This window comes from Nocardioides albus, assembly GCF_014648255.1.
GTDB classification, from domain to species: Bacteria; Actinomycetota; Actinomycetes; order Propionibacteriales; family Nocardioidaceae; genus Nocardioides; species Nocardioides albus.
The window spans coordinates 103,382-120,076 of record NZ_BMQT01000002.1; the positions used below are offsets into that span (position 1 = coordinate 103,382).

General features: G+C 68.9%; 15 protein-coding genes. 7 read left to right on the forward strand and 8 right to left on the reverse strand.

The features are described 5' to 3' along the window. Positions 1 to 35: 35 nt before the first annotated feature. The 4 genes from IEY84_RS03825 to IEY84_RS03840 are packed head-to-tail and all read left to right on the forward strand — an operon-like array spanning position 36 to position 3,043. A complete protein-coding gene (locus tag IEY84_RS03825) occupies positions 36 to 788 on the forward strand; it encodes a lysophospholipid acyltransferase family protein (RefSeq protein WP_183545329.1) in 753 nt (250 codons plus the stop codon). Between the two features lie 2 nt (positions 789 to 790). Then, on the forward strand, positions 791 to 1,282 hold the full coding sequence (locus IEY84_RS03830; RefSeq protein WP_268244436.1) for a flavin reductase family protein: 492 nt from the start codon (positions 791 to 793) through the stop codon (positions 1,280 to 1,282). Next, on the forward strand, positions 1,279 to 2,124 hold the full coding sequence (locus IEY84_RS03835; RefSeq protein WP_183545328.1) for an arylamine N-acetyltransferase family protein: 846 nt from the start codon (positions 1,279 to 1,281) through the stop codon (positions 2,122 to 2,124). Before IEY84_RS03830 ends, IEY84_RS03835 begins: the two co-directional genes overlap by 4 nt. A 25-nt stretch (positions 2,125 to 2,149) precedes the next feature. Continuing rightward, positions 2,150 to 3,043, forward strand: a complete 894-nt coding sequence (locus IEY84_RS03840) for a hypothetical protein (protein WP_229788292.1) — start codon at positions 2,150 to 2,152, stop codon at positions 3,041 to 3,043. Positions 3,044 to 3,060: 17 nt separating this feature from the next. On the opposite strand, the gene IEY84_RS03845 is transcribed toward IEY84_RS03840, so the two are convergent. Next, positions 3,061 to 3,588 carry a GNAT family N-acetyltransferase gene (locus IEY84_RS03845; protein ID WP_229788294.1) on the reverse strand — a complete coding sequence of 176 codons (528 nt, stop codon included), beginning with the start codon at positions 3,586 to 3,588 and terminating at the stop codon, positions 3,061 to 3,063. 462 nt (positions 3,589 to 4,050) lie between these two features. Here IEY84_RS03845 and IEY84_RS03850 point away from each other — a divergent pair, with 462 nt between their 5' ends. Further along, entirely contained in the window at positions 4,051 to 5,349 is a 1,299-nt protein-coding gene (locus IEY84_RS03850) for an HNH endonuclease (RefSeq protein WP_183545326.1), read from the forward strand. Between the two features lie 248 nt (positions 5,350 to 5,597). Here IEY84_RS03850 and IEY84_RS03855 read toward each other — a convergent pair whose 3' ends face one another. Genes IEY84_RS03855 through IEY84_RS03865 form a run of 3 tightly spaced genes read right to left on the reverse strand, consistent with a single transcriptional unit; the run spans position 5,598 to position 8,785 of the window. After that, positions 5,598 to 6,470, reverse strand: a complete 873-nt coding sequence (locus IEY84_RS03855) for a metallophosphoesterase (protein WP_183545325.1) — start codon at positions 6,468 to 6,470, stop codon at positions 5,598 to 5,600. 6 nt (positions 6,471 to 6,476) lie between these two features. Beyond that, positions 6,477 to 7,946, reverse strand: coding sequence for an FGGY family carbohydrate kinase (locus IEY84_RS03860; RefSeq protein WP_183545324.1), 1,470 nt, complete (start codon positions 7,944 to 7,946; stop codon positions 6,477 to 6,479). Continuing rightward, positions 7,943 to 8,785: a DUF1028 domain-containing protein gene (locus IEY84_RS03865; RefSeq protein ID WP_183545323.1), complete on the reverse strand. Its 843-nt coding sequence runs from the start codon at positions 8,783 to 8,785 to the stop codon at positions 7,943 to 7,945. Before IEY84_RS03865 ends, IEY84_RS03860 begins: the two co-directional genes overlap by 4 nt. Positions 8,786 to 8,929: 144 nt before the next feature. Between IEY84_RS03865 and IEY84_RS03870 the strand changes: the two genes are divergently transcribed. Further along, positions 8,930 to 10,393, forward strand: coding sequence for an APC family permease (locus IEY84_RS03870; protein ID WP_183545322.1), 1,464 nt, complete (start codon positions 8,930 to 8,932; stop codon positions 10,391 to 10,393). Between the two features lie 112 nt (positions 10,394 to 10,505). Next, positions 10,506 to 11,846 carry a class II 3-deoxy-7-phosphoheptulonate synthase gene (locus tag IEY84_RS03875; RefSeq protein ID WP_183545321.1) on the forward strand — a complete coding sequence of 447 codons (1,341 nt, stop codon included), beginning with the start codon at positions 10,506 to 10,508 and terminating at the stop codon, positions 11,844 to 11,846. On the opposite strand, the gene IEY84_RS03880 is transcribed toward IEY84_RS03875, so the two are convergent. The 4 genes from IEY84_RS03880 to pknB all read right to left on the reverse strand — a co-directional run bounded on the left by IEY84_RS03880 (position 11,843) and on the right by pknB (position 16,666). After that, positions 11,843 to 12,310, reverse strand: a complete 468-nt coding sequence (locus IEY84_RS03880) for a GNAT family N-acetyltransferase (protein WP_183545320.1) — start codon at positions 12,308 to 12,310, stop codon at positions 11,843 to 11,845. The two genes, IEY84_RS03875 and IEY84_RS03880, sit on opposite strands and share 4 nt — an antisense overlap. A 15-nt stretch (positions 12,311 to 12,325) precedes the next feature. Next, the gene (locus tag IEY84_RS03885) at positions 12,326 to 13,330 is read right to left on the reverse strand and encodes a hypothetical protein (RefSeq protein ID WP_183545319.1); all 1,005 of its coding nucleotides are present in this window, start codon (positions 13,328 to 13,330) and stop codon (positions 12,326 to 12,328) included. Positions 13,331 to 13,592: 262 nt separating this feature from the next. Beyond that, positions 13,593 to 14,486 carry a deoxyribonuclease IV gene (locus IEY84_RS03890; protein WP_229788297.1) on the reverse strand — a complete coding sequence of 298 codons (894 nt, stop codon included), beginning with the start codon at positions 14,484 to 14,486 and terminating at the stop codon, positions 13,593 to 13,595. 2 nt (positions 14,487 to 14,488) lie between these two features. Further along, the gene (gene pknB / locus IEY84_RS03895) at positions 14,489 to 16,666 is read right to left on the reverse strand and encodes a Stk1 family PASTA domain-containing Ser/Thr kinase (protein WP_373292281.1); all 2,178 of its coding nucleotides are present in this window, start codon (positions 16,664 to 16,666) and stop codon (positions 14,489 to 14,491) included. Positions 16,667 to 16,695 lie beyond the last annotated feature (29 nt).

The following is a 16,695-nucleotide window of genomic DNA, read 5'->3' on the forward strand; positions in this document are numbered from 1 at the left end:
CTCATCGGTCGAAGGCAATAAGGGAAGGCGATGGGGTGTCGACGAAGCTCTTCTACTCGTTCTTGAAGTGGGTGGCGATCGGGCCTCTCCTACGGGCGGTTTTCCGTCCGTCCTATGAGGGCACGGAGAACATCCCGCGCAAGGGCCCGGCGATCATGGCGAGCAACCACCTCTCCTACGCCGACTGGCTCTTCATGCCGCTCGGGATGAAGCGGATGGTGCGTTTCGTCGCCAAGGCGGAGTACTTCACCGGAACGGGTCCCAAGGGCTTCCTGCAGCGGGTCTTCTTCTCGGGCACCGGTAACGTGCCGATCGACCGCTCCGGCGCCACCGCCGCCGAGGGGGCGCTCATCGCCGCCAAGCGAGTGCTGGCCGAGGGCGAGCTCTTCGGGATCTACCCCGAGGGCACCCGCTCCCACGACGGCAAGCTCTACCGGGGACGCACCGGCATCGCCAGGCTGGCTCTGGACACAGGTGCTCCGGTGATCCCGGTCGCCGTGATCGGCACCGATGTGATCGCGCCGCCGGGCAAGAAGTTCGGCAAGCTCGTGCATCCGCGGGTCGTCTTCGGTGAGCCGCTGGACTTCTCCCGCTACGAGGGCATGGCCAACGACCGCTACATCCTGCGCGCGATCACCGACGAGATCGTCTACGAGATCCTGAAGCTCTCCGGCCAGGAGTACATCGACATGTACGCGACCGAGGCGAAGAAGCTCGCCGACGGCGAGAAGCCCGCGAAGAAGTCCGCCGGGCCCACCAAGACTGGGCCTACGAAGGATGTAGCCTGACCATCCACTCGTCCCACCCGTTCCCGACGCCGGAGGATCCCGTACGCCGGTGGCGCGGGCGTCTGGGCGGGCGGGTGTCGCTGTGGACCTCCGGCTCTGCCGGTTCCTGGGCCGGGCTCACGGTCTCCTCGCTGATGATGGCCAACGGGTCGCCGGGCGCCGTGCTAGGGCTGCTCGATCCGGACTCGGACCTGCGCGACGAGCTCGAGGAGACGGGCGTCGGGGTCGTGTCGTTGCTCCACTGGCGTCACCGCGACCTCGCCGAGGCGTTCGGCGGCACCGCTCCCGCGCCCGGTGGCGCGTTCCGATCGGGGACCTGGGTCGAGACCGAGTTCGGCCGCCGTCTCGCCGACGCCCCGACCTGGGCAGGTGTCCGGCTGACGTCACTGACGGAAATCGGCTGGTCTGTGCTGGCGACGTGCGAGATCGTGTCGCTCGAGGTCGGTGACGACTCCGACCCGCTGGTCCACCGGCACGGAAGGTATGAACGATGATCGAGGGCTACCTGCGTCGGCTCGGCATCGAAGGACGGCCAGAGGCGACGTACGAGACGCTCGTCGATCTTCATCATCGTCATCTCGACACGCTTCCCTACGACAATCTCTCGATCATGCTCGCGGCCATCGGGGCCGTAGGGGCGCCGGATCCGGTGGACCCCGAGGTGACGCTGGCGCGGGTCGCGGCCGGGGGTAACGCGGGCTACTGCTTTCACAACAACGGCATCTTCTCGCTGGTGCTGGAGGAGCTGGGTTTCGAGGTCGTACGCCGCCTCGGCCAGATGCTCGAGGCGACCGGTCCCTCGGGGACCTTGGACCATCTGGCGATCGAGGTCCGTGGGCTGCCGACCTCGTCGAACCCGGAGGGCCGGTGGGCTGCCGACGTGGGCTACGGGGACGGCTTCCGCGAGCCGTTGCCGCTGGTCGACGGGCATTTCCGGCAGTCCGGCTTCGTCTACCGACTGGCGCGAGTGGGGGAGTTGGGGTGGACGTTCCACCATGACCCGCACGGCTCGTTCAACGGCTCGTTCGTCCGTGGACCGGTGGCCCAGGAGGACATCGAGGCATCGCACCTACGCCTCTCCACTCCGCCTGATGGCGCCTTCACCCGCAAGCTCGTCGTGCAGCGGCGCGACGCGTCCGGAGCCGAGACCGTCCGCTCCATCCGGCACCTGCGCAGCGGCAGCGGGGCCTTCGAGCGGGAGCTGCGCGACTTCGAGCAGTGGCGTACCGCTCTCGCCGGGATCGGGTTGTCCTTCCTCGGTGTCGAGGACGATGCGCTGCGCGAGCTCCACAAGCGACAGGCCGCCGAGTACGACGAGTGGCTGCTGACGCGGTAGCCCGCGACGTGCTGAGATGGCGGACATGAGCGACGACGCACCTGCCCCCGAGCTGCTGGACATCGCGGCGGAGCTCTACGGGCTGCCGCTGGCCGACTTCACCCCGGAGCGGGACGCGCGAGCCAAGGCGCTGAAGGGCACGCCGCTGGCAGGCTCCGTCAAGACGCTGAAGAAGCCCGCGACCGCCGCGTGGGTGGTGAACCTGCTCGTCCGCTACGAGACCGAGCAGGTCGAGCAGGTGATCTCGGTCGGCGCGCTGCTGCGCGAGGCGCAGAAGGGCATGGATGCCGCTCAGCTGCGCGAGCTCACCAAGCAGCGACGACAGCTGACCGCGGCGGTGACGACTCGTGCCCGAGGGCTCGCGCGTGAGCACGGTCTGCGGGTGACCGAGGCGGTGGCCACCCAGGTCGAGGCCACGCTGACCGCGGCCATGATCGACGAGTCCGCCGCCCAGGCCGTACGCAGCGGTCTGCTCGTCTCCGCGCTGTCCGCCACCGGGGTCGACGCCGTCGACGCCGCGGCCGCCGTCGCCCTCCCGGACGCGCTGGGCTTCGAGGTCCCCGAGGTCGTCCCGCCGCCCCGAGAGCCGTTGCGCGCAGTCCCGGACCTGCCTGACACGGCCGCACTCGACGAGGCCCGCGAGGCGCTCGAAGAGGCGGCCGCGGCGCTGTCCGGGGCCGAGAAGGAGCGCGACCGGGCGGCGTCGGCCTTCAAGGACGTCGAGGCCCGCTCGCTCCAGGTGAAGTCGGAGATGGAAGACCTACGCCGACGGCTGGCCGACCTGGAGGCGGCCGCGCTCGAGGTCGAGGACGAGCTCACCGAGGCGGAGGACGCTCGTGACTCGGCCGAGACCGCGGTGTCGGAGGCTGCCGCGGCCCGTGACGCTGCCGTGGCGGAGGTCGAGCGGCTCGGTGGGTAGGTGCCCCGGTCGCCGGTTCAGATGCTCTTACGCATCCGGACCAGCGGGACAGGGGCGCCGCCGCGGTCGTCGGTGATCCGCTCGACCGGCTCGAAGCCGTATGCCTGATAGAGCGGCTCGCCGGACAGGGTGCCCATCAGCTCCAGGGTCGTGAAACCTTCCGCCGCTGCTGCCTGCTCGCAGAGCTCCAGGATCAGCCTGCCTACGCCGCGCCGGGCGAAGGCGGGGTTGGTGTACATCGCTCTTACTCTGGCTGGGTCGCTGGCCGGGTCGAGAAGCGTTGGCTCCCTGCCCGGGGTGTGGTCGCCGCCGTAGAGCGTCGCCCTTCTGCTCCAGCCGCCGCAGCCGGCGATCTCGTGGTCCTCTTCGACCACGAAGTAGGTGCCGTCTTCGATCAGCTGGGTGTCGATGCCCATCACGGTCTTGCTCGAGATGATCTGTTCTGTGGTCAGGAACCCTTGTTGGAGCTCTGCGATCGACTTGTCCATGATCGCGGTCAGGGCTGGGATGTCTTCTGGGGTTGCTGTGCGGTAGGAAAATGCCACCTGGGGAGGGTGTCATGGTTCGTCTGCTCGGTGTCGGGTCGGCGCGTCTGTCCCGGTTGTGCTGGTCGAGCTTGTCGAGCCGCATCTCCCGCTGGTCGAGACCCATCTCCCGCTGGTCGAGCCGCCGGAGCCGCTAGGCGGAGGCGTGTCGAGACCAACACGGTTGGTTCGGGAAACCTTGCCAATGTGACCGTTTCTTCGTTTCTGGGTTCGCCGCCGACCCTTGATTGATTGTTTCTCGATCATGCGCCGCGTCAAGGACGGGCCTTCGGCCCGCCGGCTTCGCCGGCCGCGTTCGCGGTCCTTGACCCGGCACCCGATCGAGAAAAGATTTCGCCAGTATCGGGGCGGCGGCGAGGGTGTGGCGCGGAGATCACGTTACATGTTCGCGGACCGCGTAATCCGGGGTTGACCAGCATAAACAGGTAGCGGCGACGTGCTGTTTCGCATATAATTGGGGGTATGAACGAGATCGTCGACCAGCTCCTTGCCGGGCCACCTGTGGGTGCGTCCGAGGGGGAATTGGTCGACTGGATTTCTCGGCTCGAAGAGGTCAAGTGCGTCGCCGAGGCGGTGCAGGCAGAAGCGGCGGTACGTCTCGAGGACGCTGTCCGCACCCGGCAGGCTGAGGCTGGGGTTCCTGCCCGCAAGCTCGGCGAAGGGGTCGCCTCCCAGGTCGCGTTGGCGCGACGGATCTCACCCGCCAAAGGTGCAAGCGCGTTGGGGCTGGCGAAGGTGTTGGTGGCGGAGATGCCACACACCTTCGCATTGATGAAAGCCGGGTTGTTCTCACAGTGGCAGGCCACCATCCTCGCCCGCGAAACCGCCTGCCTCTCAGTCGAGGACCGCCGCGTCATCGACTACCAACTCTGCGCTCTCGACCCCGGCGGCGAACCGCCGGCGGTCGTGTCGATGGGGCTCAAACAGCTCGAGAACGCCGCGAAGAAGCTCGCGATCACCCTCGACCAGGAATCCGTCGTGGCTCGTGCTGCGAGCGCGGAGAAAGACCGTCGGGTCAGTGTCCGGCCGGCACCGGACACGATGACCTGGCTCGGTGCTTTGTTGCCGGTCAAGGACGGTGTCGCTGTCTACGCAGCATTGGATCAGGCCGCCAAAGCCGCCCAAGCGGCCGGGGATGAACGAACCCGGGGCCAGGTCATGGCCGACACCCTCATCGACCGAGTCACCGGACGCGCGGGCACCGAAGGGGTGAAGCCTCGGATCGAGGTCAAGATCGTGATGACCGCCGACACCCTCACCAACGACAGCAACCAGCCCGCCATGATCGAGGGCTACGGACCCGTCCCCGCAGGCTGGGCCCGCGAAGCACTCAACGACGCCGAGGTGTTCGTGCGACGACTGTTCACCGACCCCGCCGGCCAGCTCGTCGCGATGGAATCCCGAGCCCGGAGAGCGCCCGACGGGCTCGCCGAGTTCATCGCCACCCGCGACGGCGGGATCTGCCGCACCAACGGCTGCGACGCCCCGATCCGCAACGTCGACCACGTCGAACGCCACGCAGACGGCGGCGCAACAAGCGCCGAGAACCTCCAAGGGTTGTGCGAGCGATGCAATCAAGCCAAGGAAGCCCTCGGCTGGCAAGCCAGACCCGGACCAGACGGCAGCATCATCACCATCACACCCACCGGGCACACCTACACCAGCCCACCACCCGAGGCCTGGCAACCGGAGCCACCGCCGCTGTCAACAGCAGAGTTCGTGCTGCGCGACGTACTCCTCGACCACGACCTCGCCGCGTGAGCTTGCGGTGCTGGTCTGGTTCACCACCCAGCGTTGCCTTCGCCGTTGAAACCTTGGGTGGGGCTTTCACCGCGGGGCGGGTCTCCTGCTCCGCTTCCAACCGGCCGGAGTGCAGTTCGGACGGCCACGGTCGCCCATGACCTGCCGTTGCAGTGCGTCCTTGTGCTCCCGGTCCGCGCCCGCGGCGGCATGTTTCCGGCGTCGTCGAGGGAAAGGAGAATCACCTCCTCGGCGATCAGCATCAGCTCTCAGCCCTCCTCGGCTATGTCCTCTCCGGACGCGGCGTCGTAGAGGTAGATCTGCTCGCCCGCACGGGGGTCGCGGGCGGAGATCACGTGGAAGGCGGGGGAGGCGGGGTCGACGAGGTCGACGACCGAGGCGCCGGCGCCGAGCACGCCTCGTACGAGATGTGGCGGTGCGGTGGTGTCGATGCGGGTGACGACGCCGGGGGTCACCCAGACGGGTACGCCGGCGAGGAAGCCGCTGGCCTGGAAGTGCAGGTGTCCGGCGAGGATCACGCGTACGTCGCTGCTGCGGACCACGCGGCCCAGGGTCGAGATGTTCTGGAGGACGACGTCGGCGACCCACGGAAGGGACGCGAGATGGAGGGGCGGATGGTGGAGGACGAGGATCGTGCCGTCACGCGTCGGCGTGGCCAGCTCCTCGGTGAGGCAGGCGAGCTGGTGTTCGTCGAGGAAGCCGTGGGGCTTCCCCGGGACCAAGCTGTCCACGGTGACGATCCGGAGCTCACCCAGGAAGCTGACCGCCGCGCACAGATCCGAGTCGGGATGCAGCAGGCGGCCGCGGTCGCTCCCGTCGGGGTCGCGGTGTCCGCTGCCGAGCACCTCGCGGAACGGCCCGCGGGCATCGTGGTTGCCGGTCGAGTAGATGTGCGGGATGCCACGCTCGGCCGCGAACGCACCCACCCGATCCAGGACCGAGCGGCAGCCTTCGGCCGATCCATCATCGGCGATGTCGCCGCTGACGACGACCGCGTCGAGGCCGGGTACGTGGCGGGCGTCGCGCAAGATGCCCTCGAGCGCAGCCACGGCATCGACGCCGTCCATGTCGGGGCCGCCGGCGGAGACGTGGATGTCGGAGAGATGCAGGATCCGGGTCAACGTGGATCAGGCCCACTGACGGGAACGGTCGACGGCCTTGGTCCAGGAGGCGTACGCCTCATCGGCCGCATCGCGACGCGAGCTGTCGGGGGAGAAGGTGCGGTCCAGCGCCCAGGTGTCGCGGATCTCGTCGAACGAGGACCACACGCCGACCCCGAGACCGGCCAGGAACGCAGCCCCGAGACCGGTGGTCTCGACGTAGCGGGGGCGAGAGACGTCGACCCCGAGCTGGTCGGCCTGGAGCTGGCACAGCAGGTTGTTGGCGGCCGCACCGCCGTCGACGTTGAGCGAGGCGACGGGTGTCGGCATGGTGGCCATCACGTCGCGTACCTCGAAGGCGATCGCCTCCAGGGTCGCCCGCACGATGTGGGCACGGGTGGTGCCGCGGGTGATGCCGATGATCGTCCCGCGGGCGTCGGGGTCCCAGTGGGGCGCGCCGAGGCCGGTCAGGGCGGGCACGAACACGACGCCCTCGGAGGAGGTCACGGTGCGCGCCAGCGCCTCGGTCTCCGCGGCCGAGCCGATGATCTGCAGCCCGTCACGCAACCACTGCACCGCGGCGCCGGTCACGAAGATCGAGCCCTCGAGGACGTAGGTGACCTCGCCGGAGGGCGACATCCAGCCCGGCGAGGTGAGCAGTCCGGAGTCCGACCGTTGCGGTGTGGTGCCGGTGTTGGTCAGCACGAACGAGCCGGTGCCGTAGGTGCACTTGGAGTCACCGACCTCGAAGGCAGCCTGCCCGAACAGCGCGGCCTGCTGGTCGCCGGCCACACCGGCGATCGGCAGCGAGAGATCCAGGAAGGACCGAGGGTCGGTGACCACGCCCTCGCCCCAGTTGGGGCCGATCTCGGGCAGCGCGTCTCGGGGCACGCCGAAGAGCGAACACAGCTCGTCGGACCAGTCGTTGGTGTTGATGTCGAACAGCAGCGTGCGGGACGCGTTCGAGACGTCGGAGACGTGATGGAGCCCTCGGGTCATCCGGGCGATCAGGTAGGAGTCGACGGTGCCGATCGCGTAGCGCCCCGACTCCACATGGGCCCAGGTGTGCGGCTCGTTCTCGCGGATCCAGGCCAGCTTGGTCGCGCTGAAGTACGGGTCCAGGCGGAGCCCGGTCAGCTCGCGGACGCGGGCGTCGTGGTCGGCCATCGCGGAGCACATCGCCGTCGTACGCCGGTCCTGCCACACGATCGCGCGTCGCGGCGTCCCCAGAGTCTCCCGGTCCCACAGCACGACCGTCTCGCGCTGGTTGGTGATCCCGATGCCGACGAGGTCGTCCTTGCCGTGGGCCGCCAGCACCGTACGGCACGCCTCCAGGGTGGCCTGCCAGATCCCCTCCGGGACGTGCTCGACCCAGCCCGGGCTGGGGAAGTGCTGGTCGAACTCCTCATACCCCCTGGCCGCCACCTCGCCCTTCTCGGTGACGATCAGCGCGGTGACACCGGTGGTGCCGGCGTCGATGGCCAGGATCGCACTCACTTCGGGGTCCTGATGATGTCGAGGATGCGCCGGTCGATCCAGGACAGATCCTCGGCCACCCGCATCTCGTAGTTCTCGGTGGCGACCCAGGCGAGGAACCCCGAGGCGCCCTGCGCCGCGGCGTACGTCTCCAGCTCGGCCTCGATCTGCGGGGTGACCGGAACCTTCTCGGCCTCGGTCGAGGCGGTCAGATAGAGGTCGCTGAGGTCGAGGAGCCGTTTCAGCTCGGTGATCGGCGCGGCGTGGTCGTCGACCCGCAGATCGGCCGCGATGTCGTCGTTGCCGCCGTAGCCGGCGTCCTCGCGCACGACCAGAAGGGCGGCACTCTGCCGTCCGCGGCTGTCGCCGCCGGCCTCGTCGCCCGCGGCCAGGGCCGCCAGCAGCCGGCGCTGAAGCGGCTCGTCGGGGGAGGACGCGAGCCAGGCGGCCTCCATCGCCTCGACCACCTCGGGACCGGTCAGGATGTTGCCCTGGATCGCGTACGCCCCGTCCTCGGTCGAGCCGGTCAGACCGCCGGCCCAGTCGAAGCAGGACGGTCCGGTGTGGGACGCGGCGTTGCCGTCGACGTCGACGATGCCGACCTGACGGTGGTCGCGGCGCTCGTCCTCCTCCAAGAGCCGCTCGAGAGCGACCGAAGCGGTCGCACCCTCGTCCAGATGAGCGAGCGCGAGACCCTTGTAGGCGACGTTGGCCTCGGCCTGGGTGGCGATGGCTCCGACGCCCGCGACGGCGGCCGGGACGGCCGATCCGACGGCCAGGAACTTCGAAGCGACGGCCACACCCCAGGTGGGCTCCCCGGTGCCTGGATCAACTGCTCTGGCGACGATGGAGAAGGTCATGGCGCGACCCTATCCGTGAAATTTCGACCGGTTACGGCGTGTTTACGAATTGTCGTACACCTGACGGCAACGTTGGGCTTTGATTGAGGGATCCCTTCATCCCAATTTCGGAACTGAGTTTCGATCATGACCAGGAAGGACGTCATGACAACCGTGACGAAAGAAGAAACCCCCGAGCTGAAGAGAGTGATGGGGCCCTGGCTCCTGCTGCTCTTCATCGTCGGTGACATCCTGGGAGCCGGCGTCTACGCCGTGACCGGGACCATGGCCGGATACGTGGGCGGCATCTTGTGGCTGCCGTTCCTGCTCGCGTTCGTGGTGGCCACCATGACCGCCTTCTCCTACCTCGAGCTGGTGACGAAGTATCCCAGCGCCGCCGGTGCCGCGCTCTACACCCACAAGGCGTTCGGCATCCACTTCCTCACCTTCATGGTGACCTTCGCGGTCGCCTGCTCGGGCATCACCAGCGCGTCGACATCGGCCAACACGCTGGCGCAGAACTTCTTCGGCGGCCTGGAGATCAACGGCTGGATGGACGCCCCCAGCGAAGGCGTCGTCACCCTGGTGGCGTTGGGTTTCATGGTCCTGCTCGCGCTGATCAACCTGCGTGGCGTGGGCGAGAGCGTGAAGTTCAACATCATCCTCACCATCGTCGAGATGGTCGCGCTGAGCATCGTGATCGGTGTCGGCTTCTTCGTGATCGCCCAGGGCAAGGCCGACATGGCCGAGCTGGTCTCCTTCGAGGATTACAACAACATGGGCGCCGTCTTCGCGGTCACCGCGGCGACCTCGGTGGCGTTCTTCGCGATGGTCGGGTTCGAGGACGCGGTCAACATGGTCGAGGAGACCAAGGAGCCGGAGCGGATCTTCCCGCGCACCATGTTCATGGGCCTGGGCGCCGCCGCGCTCCTCTACATCCTGGTCGCCATCTCGGTGGTCAGCGTGCTCAGCCCGGGTGAGCTCGAGACCATCCGTGAGTCCGAGGGCCGGGCCCTGCTCGAGGTGGTCGAGAAGGGCGCTCCGGACTTCCCGATCGACAAGGTCTTCCCGTTCCTGGCGGTCTTCGCCGTCGCCAACACCGCGCTGATCAACATGCTGATGGCCAGCCGGCTGGTCTACGGCATGGCCAAGCAGCGGGTGCTGCCCAAGCAGCTGGGTGCGGTTCTGCCCGGCCGCCGCACGCCCTACATCGCGATCATCTTCACCACGGTGCTGGCGCTGCTGCTGATCTGGTACGTCTCCAGCGACCCGGACAGCAACATCGTCTCCAACCTCGGCTCCACGACCGCGCTGCTCCTTCTGTGCGTGTTCGCGATCGTCAACGTCGCCGCTGTGGTCCTGCGCAACCGACGTGGCGACACGGACAAGGTGTTCTTCACCGCGCCGAAGTGGGTGGCTCCGGTTGCCGCCCTGCTGTGCGTCTACCTGGCCGGCCCGTGGGTCGACCGCGACGGCATCGTCTACGAGATCGCCGGCGGTCTGATGGTCATCGGACTGATCCTGTGGGCGGTCACCTGGCTGATCAACAAGTTCGCCAACAAGGACGATGAGCCGCCGCACTTCCAGGACATCGAGCACATGGACGTCAACCCGGAGGACGACAAGTAACCGGGTGACTTCGGCCGGGGCCGGCGTACGTTCTCCGATGGGGAGGTGCGCCGGCCCTGTCGTGTCTGAGATGACTTCGTAACCACCGTCCTATCCGCGTACCCTGAGCCTCGTGAACGACGCCTTCCCCTCTCTCGAGCAGCTGCACGCCATCGGAGCCCTCCAGCAGCCGACCTATTCCGACCCGGCCGCGCTGGCCGCGGCGGTCGAGAAGCTGAGGAACCAGCCGCCGCTCGTCTTTGCGGGGGAGTGCGACCAGCTCAAGAGCTCGATCGCCGCCGCCGGCCGTGGTGAGGCGTTCATCCTGCAGGGCGGCGACTGCGCCGAGGTCTTCGCCGAGGCGACCGCCGACAACACCCGCAACAAGCTGCGCGTGCTGCTGCAGATGGCAGTGGTCCTGACGTACGCCGCCTCCGTCCCGGTCGTGAAGATCGGCCGGCTCGCGGGGCAGTACGCCAAGCCGCGCTCCTCCGACACCGAGACCCGCGACGGGGTGACCCTGCCGGCCTACCGCGGCGACGCCGTGAACGGCTTCGAGTTCACCGAGGAGTCCCGCATCCCCGACCCCCAGCGGCTGCTGGACGTCTACCACGCCTCCTCCTCGACGCTGAACCTCGTGCGCGCGTTCACCACCGGCGGCTACGCCGACCTGCGCCAGGTGCACACCTGGAACTCCGAGTTCGTGCGCAACTCGCCCGTCGGTGCGAAGTACGAGGCGATGGGCTCCGAGATCGAGCGCGCGATCGCGTTCATGGAGGCCATCGGCGCCGACCCGGAGGAGTTCCACCGGGTCGACTTCTACTCCTCCCACGAGGCGCTGCTGCTCGAGTACGAGCACGCGATGACCCGCATCGACTCGCGCACCGAGACGCCCTACAACGTCTCCGGCCACTTCGTCTGGATCGGTGAGCGCACCCGGCAGCTCGACGGCGCCCACGTCGAGTACTTCCGCCACCTCAACAACCCGATCGGCTGCAAGCTCGGCCCCACCGCGACCCCCGACGACGCGCTCGCGCTGGCCGCCAAGCTCAACCCGAAGAACGAAGAGGGCCGGCTCACCTTCATCACTCGCTTCGGCGCGGGGAAGGTGCGCGACGGGCTGCCCGGGCTGGTCGAGAAGATCACCGCCGAGGGCGTCAACGTCACCTGGATCTCCGACCCGATGCACGGCAACACCTTCTCCACCTCCAACGGCTACAAGACCCGCCGCTTTGAGGACGTCCTCGACGAGGTCCAGGGCTTCTTCGACGTCCACCACGCCCTCGGCACCGTCCCCGGCGGCATCCTGGTGGAGAACACCGGCGACGACGTCACCGAGATCATCGGTGGCGGCGAGGAGCTCGACGAGGCCGGCCTCGTGCACCGCTACGAGTCCGTCGTCGACCCGCGGTTGAACCGTGTGCAGTCCCTGGAGATGGCCTTTCAGGTCGCCGAGATGCTCCGCTCCCGCTAGTCCCGCGCCCAGGCCAACTGCATGATCTCCTCGCCGTCGCGGAGGGTGCTGCGGTTGCCGGTGTCGGTGAAGCCGGTGCGCTCGTAGAGACGCTGGGCGCGCCGGTTGTCGGTGCGGGTCCACACGCTGAGGCCCTCCCAGTCGCGTGACTGGAGGTCGCGGATCATCTCGGTGCCGACATGAGAACCCCAGACCGCCGGGTCGACGAAGACCATCGAGAGGTGGCCGTAGCCGGGGAGCGGGACGCCGTCGACGAGGTAGGTCTCGGCCACCAGCATTCCCGCGGGGCGAGGGCCGTAATGGGCGAGCAACGCGAGCTCGGCCGCTGCCAGCTTCCCCTCAACCCTGCGGATCCGACCCGCCGTGGCGTTGCGCCGACGAGCGGCATTGGCGGCCCGCCAGATGTCGACGGCGACGGCGCGCTGCTCGGTGCTGTCGATCTCGGCGACGATGATTCTCGGCATGTGCAGGACGCCGGGCTACAGCGTCATCAGCCAGATGCCGAGCACGAGCGTCACGATCATGAAGATGGCGCCTACCCACAGCAGCACGACCCAGGTCGAGGGGTTGTCCTCGGCCTCGCCGGCCATCAGGGAGGAGACGTACTCCTGCTGCGCGCCGTAGTCGCCGAAGTCCTGCTCGAGAGGCTCCTGCTCGCCGACGTATCCATAACCGCTCTGCCAGTCGTTGGTCCCCTCGGTGGCAAAGGCCTCCTCGGCGTAGCCGGTCGCATAGGCGGGCTGGGTGTCGTAGACCTGATCGGTCGAGGTCTCCTCCGGCACCGCCTCCGAAGGCGGGGCCCAATGACGCGCCTTCCCGTTCCGCGACTCCTGCACGAGCGTCCCGGAGGGCTCGACGAAGGGTCGGTACGCAGCTTCGGCCGTGGCCTCGGAGACCGGCTCCGGCTCGGGGATCGGGCCGGGGACAGGATCGGGCCCTGGGACGGGCTCCGGGGCGGGGACGGGTTCGGGCCCTGGGACCGGCTCGGGCTCCGGGACCGGCTCGGGCTCCGGGACGGGGCTCGGGTCAGGGCTCGGGTCTGGGAAGGGCGAGGGGTCCGGGAGCGGCGACGGCTCCGGATCAGGGATCACGGCGTCGGTGCCGGTCGGCCTCTGCGCCGGCGGCGGTGTGGTCGGTGGTGCGAAGGCCGAACGGACCGCAGTGGACTCGTTCGGCTCGTCGTCGGTGTCGAGGCGCTCCTCGACGTCGGGGGACGTGCGCCTCGAGGTGCGCTCGGCGGGCTCGTCCTCCGCAACCGCGGCCGACGACGCCGGGCCGGGCAGGTTGTCGTCGCCGTAGGCGCTGATCCGGGGCAGGCTCAGGGAGGTCTGCTCCGCTTCGGGAACGTCGTCGATCGCCTCCGGGGCGGTCGACGCGGCCGGCTTCCGGATCACGGTCGACTCGTTGGGCTCGTCGGACCCCGGCGTACTGTCGTCGTTCGCAGCAGCGTGCGTGGCTTCGGGCTTCGCTTCAGCACTGGACACGGGTGGCGTCCTTTCCTCTACATCGATGGAGTCGGCCTCGGCGGCTCGGTCGGGCTCCGTGGCGACCTCGAGACCGCACATCGGACACGTGGGCTCATCAGCGAACCGGTGTCCACACTGTGCGCAGCTGGTCATGCCACCCCCATGGCGTCGAAGATCACTCTCGTGCAGTTCCCAGCGTAGACGACCGGAGTGAGGGCGAGCGGTGAGCCAGCTCGTCCGCAGGTGCCGAGCGAGGGAGTGTCCAGGCCGAACATGGTGGTCACCTGTCCGATCGGTGCGCCGATGCGCGCAGATCGCGGAGCAGCGCCATGTCGGGGTTGTCCGCGTCGCGGGAGCCCGGCGTCTCGAGGATGAAGGGCACCCCGGCAGTCGCCGGATGAGCGAAGAGCTCCTCGAAAGCCCGGGTGCCGATGTGGCCGCGACCGATCTGCTCGTGGCGGTCGAGATGCTTGCCGCGTACGTCCTTGGAGTCGTTGGCATGGATCAGCCGGAGCCGCCCGGGGCCGCCGATCTCGACGATCTGATCGACGCATGCGGTGGCCCCACCCGGCTCGTCGAGCGGGGCCCCGGCGGCGAAGACGTGGCAGGTGTCCAGGCAGATCCCGGCCTTGGGGTGGAAGTCGACTGCGTCGAGGTAGGTGGGCAGATCCTCCACACCCGCGCACAGCGACCGTCCCTGCCCGGCGGTCGGCTCCAGCAGCAGCCAGGGAGCGTCGTCGGCAGAGATCTCGTCTAGCACGGGGAGCAGCGCCTCGCGTACCTGCTTCATCGCGGCAGCGTGCTTCTCGACCGCGTCGCCCTCGGGAGAGACGAACGAGCCGGTGTGGATGACGACGCCCTCGGCGCCGATCTCGGCGGCCCGGCGCAGGTTGTGCGCGACCAGGGCAGCCGACCTCTCGTACGTCGCCGGGGTCGGTGAGCCGAGGTTGACCAGGTAGGGAGCGTGGATGAAGGCACGCATCCCGCGCCGTTCGAGCTCGGCCCGAAAGGCCCTGTCCTCGGCCGGCTTGCCGGCCGAGAGCGCCCAGCCCCGCGGGTTGCCGACGAAGATCTGCAGGGTCTCGCCACCGACCGCGTCGGTGTTGGCGAGGGCACCGGCGACGAGGCCCTTGCCGACCTGTACGTGGGTGCCGATCGGGTTTCTCAGGGTCAAGATCAGTTCAGCCAGATCGTGATCATGGAGCCGTAGGGCGCCTCACCGCTCGCGGGTTCCTGACGCGTCACGTAGCCCAGCCCGAGGATGATCTCTGCCTCCGGCAACTCCGTGACCTGGAACCCGGCGGACTCGAGTGCCTGTCGGGCGGTCGCCTTGTCGGCGCCGACGACGTTGGGGACCGGCACCGCGGCCGGGCCCTTGGCCACGACCAGCGTCACGGTCTCGCCCTTGGGGAGCGTGCCGGAGCTCGGGCTCTGGCTGAGCACGGTGCCGGGCTGGATCTCCTGGTTCTCCTCCTCGGTGATCTCGACCTTCAGGCCGTCGGCCTCCAGCGACTTCTTGGCTCGCTCGGCGCTGCGGCCGGTCCAGTCGATGATGTCGACGGGTGCCGGGCCCTTGCTGATCACGAGGACTACGGCCTTGCCGGGGCGCACCAGCGTGCCGGGTCGGGGCTGGGAGTTGATGACGTGGCCCTCGGGGACATTGTCGTTGAACCTCTTGATCGGATCGCCGACGTTGAGCCCGACATCCTGGATCAGGTCTTGGGCATCGTCGGCGAGCATGCCCTTGACCTTGGGCACCGAATACTCCTCCACGCCCTTGCTCACGCTGATCTCGACCGTCGCGCCGGGGAGCGCCTTGTGGCCGCGACCGGGGTCGGAGTCGATGACCACGCCCTTGTCGACCGTCTCGGAGAACTCGGTGTTGGCCGTGACCTCGAAGCCGGCCTCCTGCAGCTCCGTGGTCGCCGCCGCCTTGCTCAGGCCGGCCACCGACGGCACCCGCTCGTAGCGGCCGTCGACGAACCACCAGATGCCGGTCGCCACCAGGGCGACGGCGACCACGGCGGCGGTGATCGCGATCGGACCCTTCCAGGGCGCCGGCATGCCTCGACGCTGCTTCGGCTGCTTGGGGGTGGGAGCGATGCGTACGTTCTCCTCGGGCTCGCTCAGCGAGAGCCGTGCGCCCGAGGGGAGGCCGACGGGAGGCGGTCCCGGCGGGCCCGAAGGACGGCCCGGCGGCGGACCGGAGGGTCCCAGGCCGAGCGCGGGCAGGACCGCGGTCGATTCGGCGCTGGACTCGTCGTGGGTACGTGCCGGGAAATCGGCGGCCCGAGTCCCGTCGTCGGCTGCGCCGGCGGTGGGGAGCGCCAGGTCGGCGGTGAGGTCGGGGTCGTCGAAGATGCCCGCCGACAGGGTGGCCATGACGCGGGTGACCATGCGCAGCAGCACGCCGGCGTCGGCGGGGCGCAGCTCCGGGTCGCGGGCGGTCGCGCGGGCGACCAGCGCATCGACGTATCGCGGGATTCCGGGCGCGGCCTTCGACGGCGGCGGGATGTCCTCGTGGACGTGCTTGTAGGCGATGTCGACCGGGGACGGTCCGCTGTGGGGCTTGCGCCCGGTGAGCAGCTCGTAGAGCACGACGCCGACGGCGTAGACGTCGCTGCGCGGCCCGGACTTGGACTCGGTGACCAGCTCGGGCGCCAGATAGGAGACCGTGCCGACCAGGTTGCCGGTGGTGGCGTCGTTGGAGTTGTTGGTCATCACCCGCGCCAGACCGAAGTCGGCGACCTTGACCCGCTGCGAGATCGAGCCGGGGCCGGTGGTGATGAGCACGTTCTCGGGCTTGATGTCGCGGTGCACGATCCCGACCGCGTGCGCCGCGGTCATCGCGCTCAGGATCGGCTCGACGTACGCCAGCGCCTTCGCGGCGCCCAGCGGCGCCTGCGACGCGATCGTGTCGCGCAGGGTGTGGCCCTCGATGTACTCCATCGCGAGGAAGGCGACGCCGTCGTCCTCGTCCTGGTCGTAGACGGCGACCACGTTGGGGTGGGACAGCTTCGCGGCAGACCTGCCCTCGCGTACGAACCGGTCGGCGAAGTTGCCCTCCTCGTCGAGGTCCTGGTGCATGACCTTGACGGCGACGATGCGGTCCAGCCGGGTGTCGTGGGCGACGTAGACCGTCGCCATCCCGCCCTTGGCGACCTTCTCGACGATCCGGTAACGCATCCCCAAGACCTTGCCCAGAAGGGGGTCGGATGCGGTAGCCGAGCCTCCGCCGTGGCGTCCGACGACGCTGTCACGGGGGTCCGCCTCACTAGCCACGCGATCCTCCTGTCTCCGGTTGGAGAAGTATTCCGGACCGGGCAATGGTACGGACCAGCGGGTCCGACTCACGACTTTCCGCAGTGGCTACCCGGGCCGGT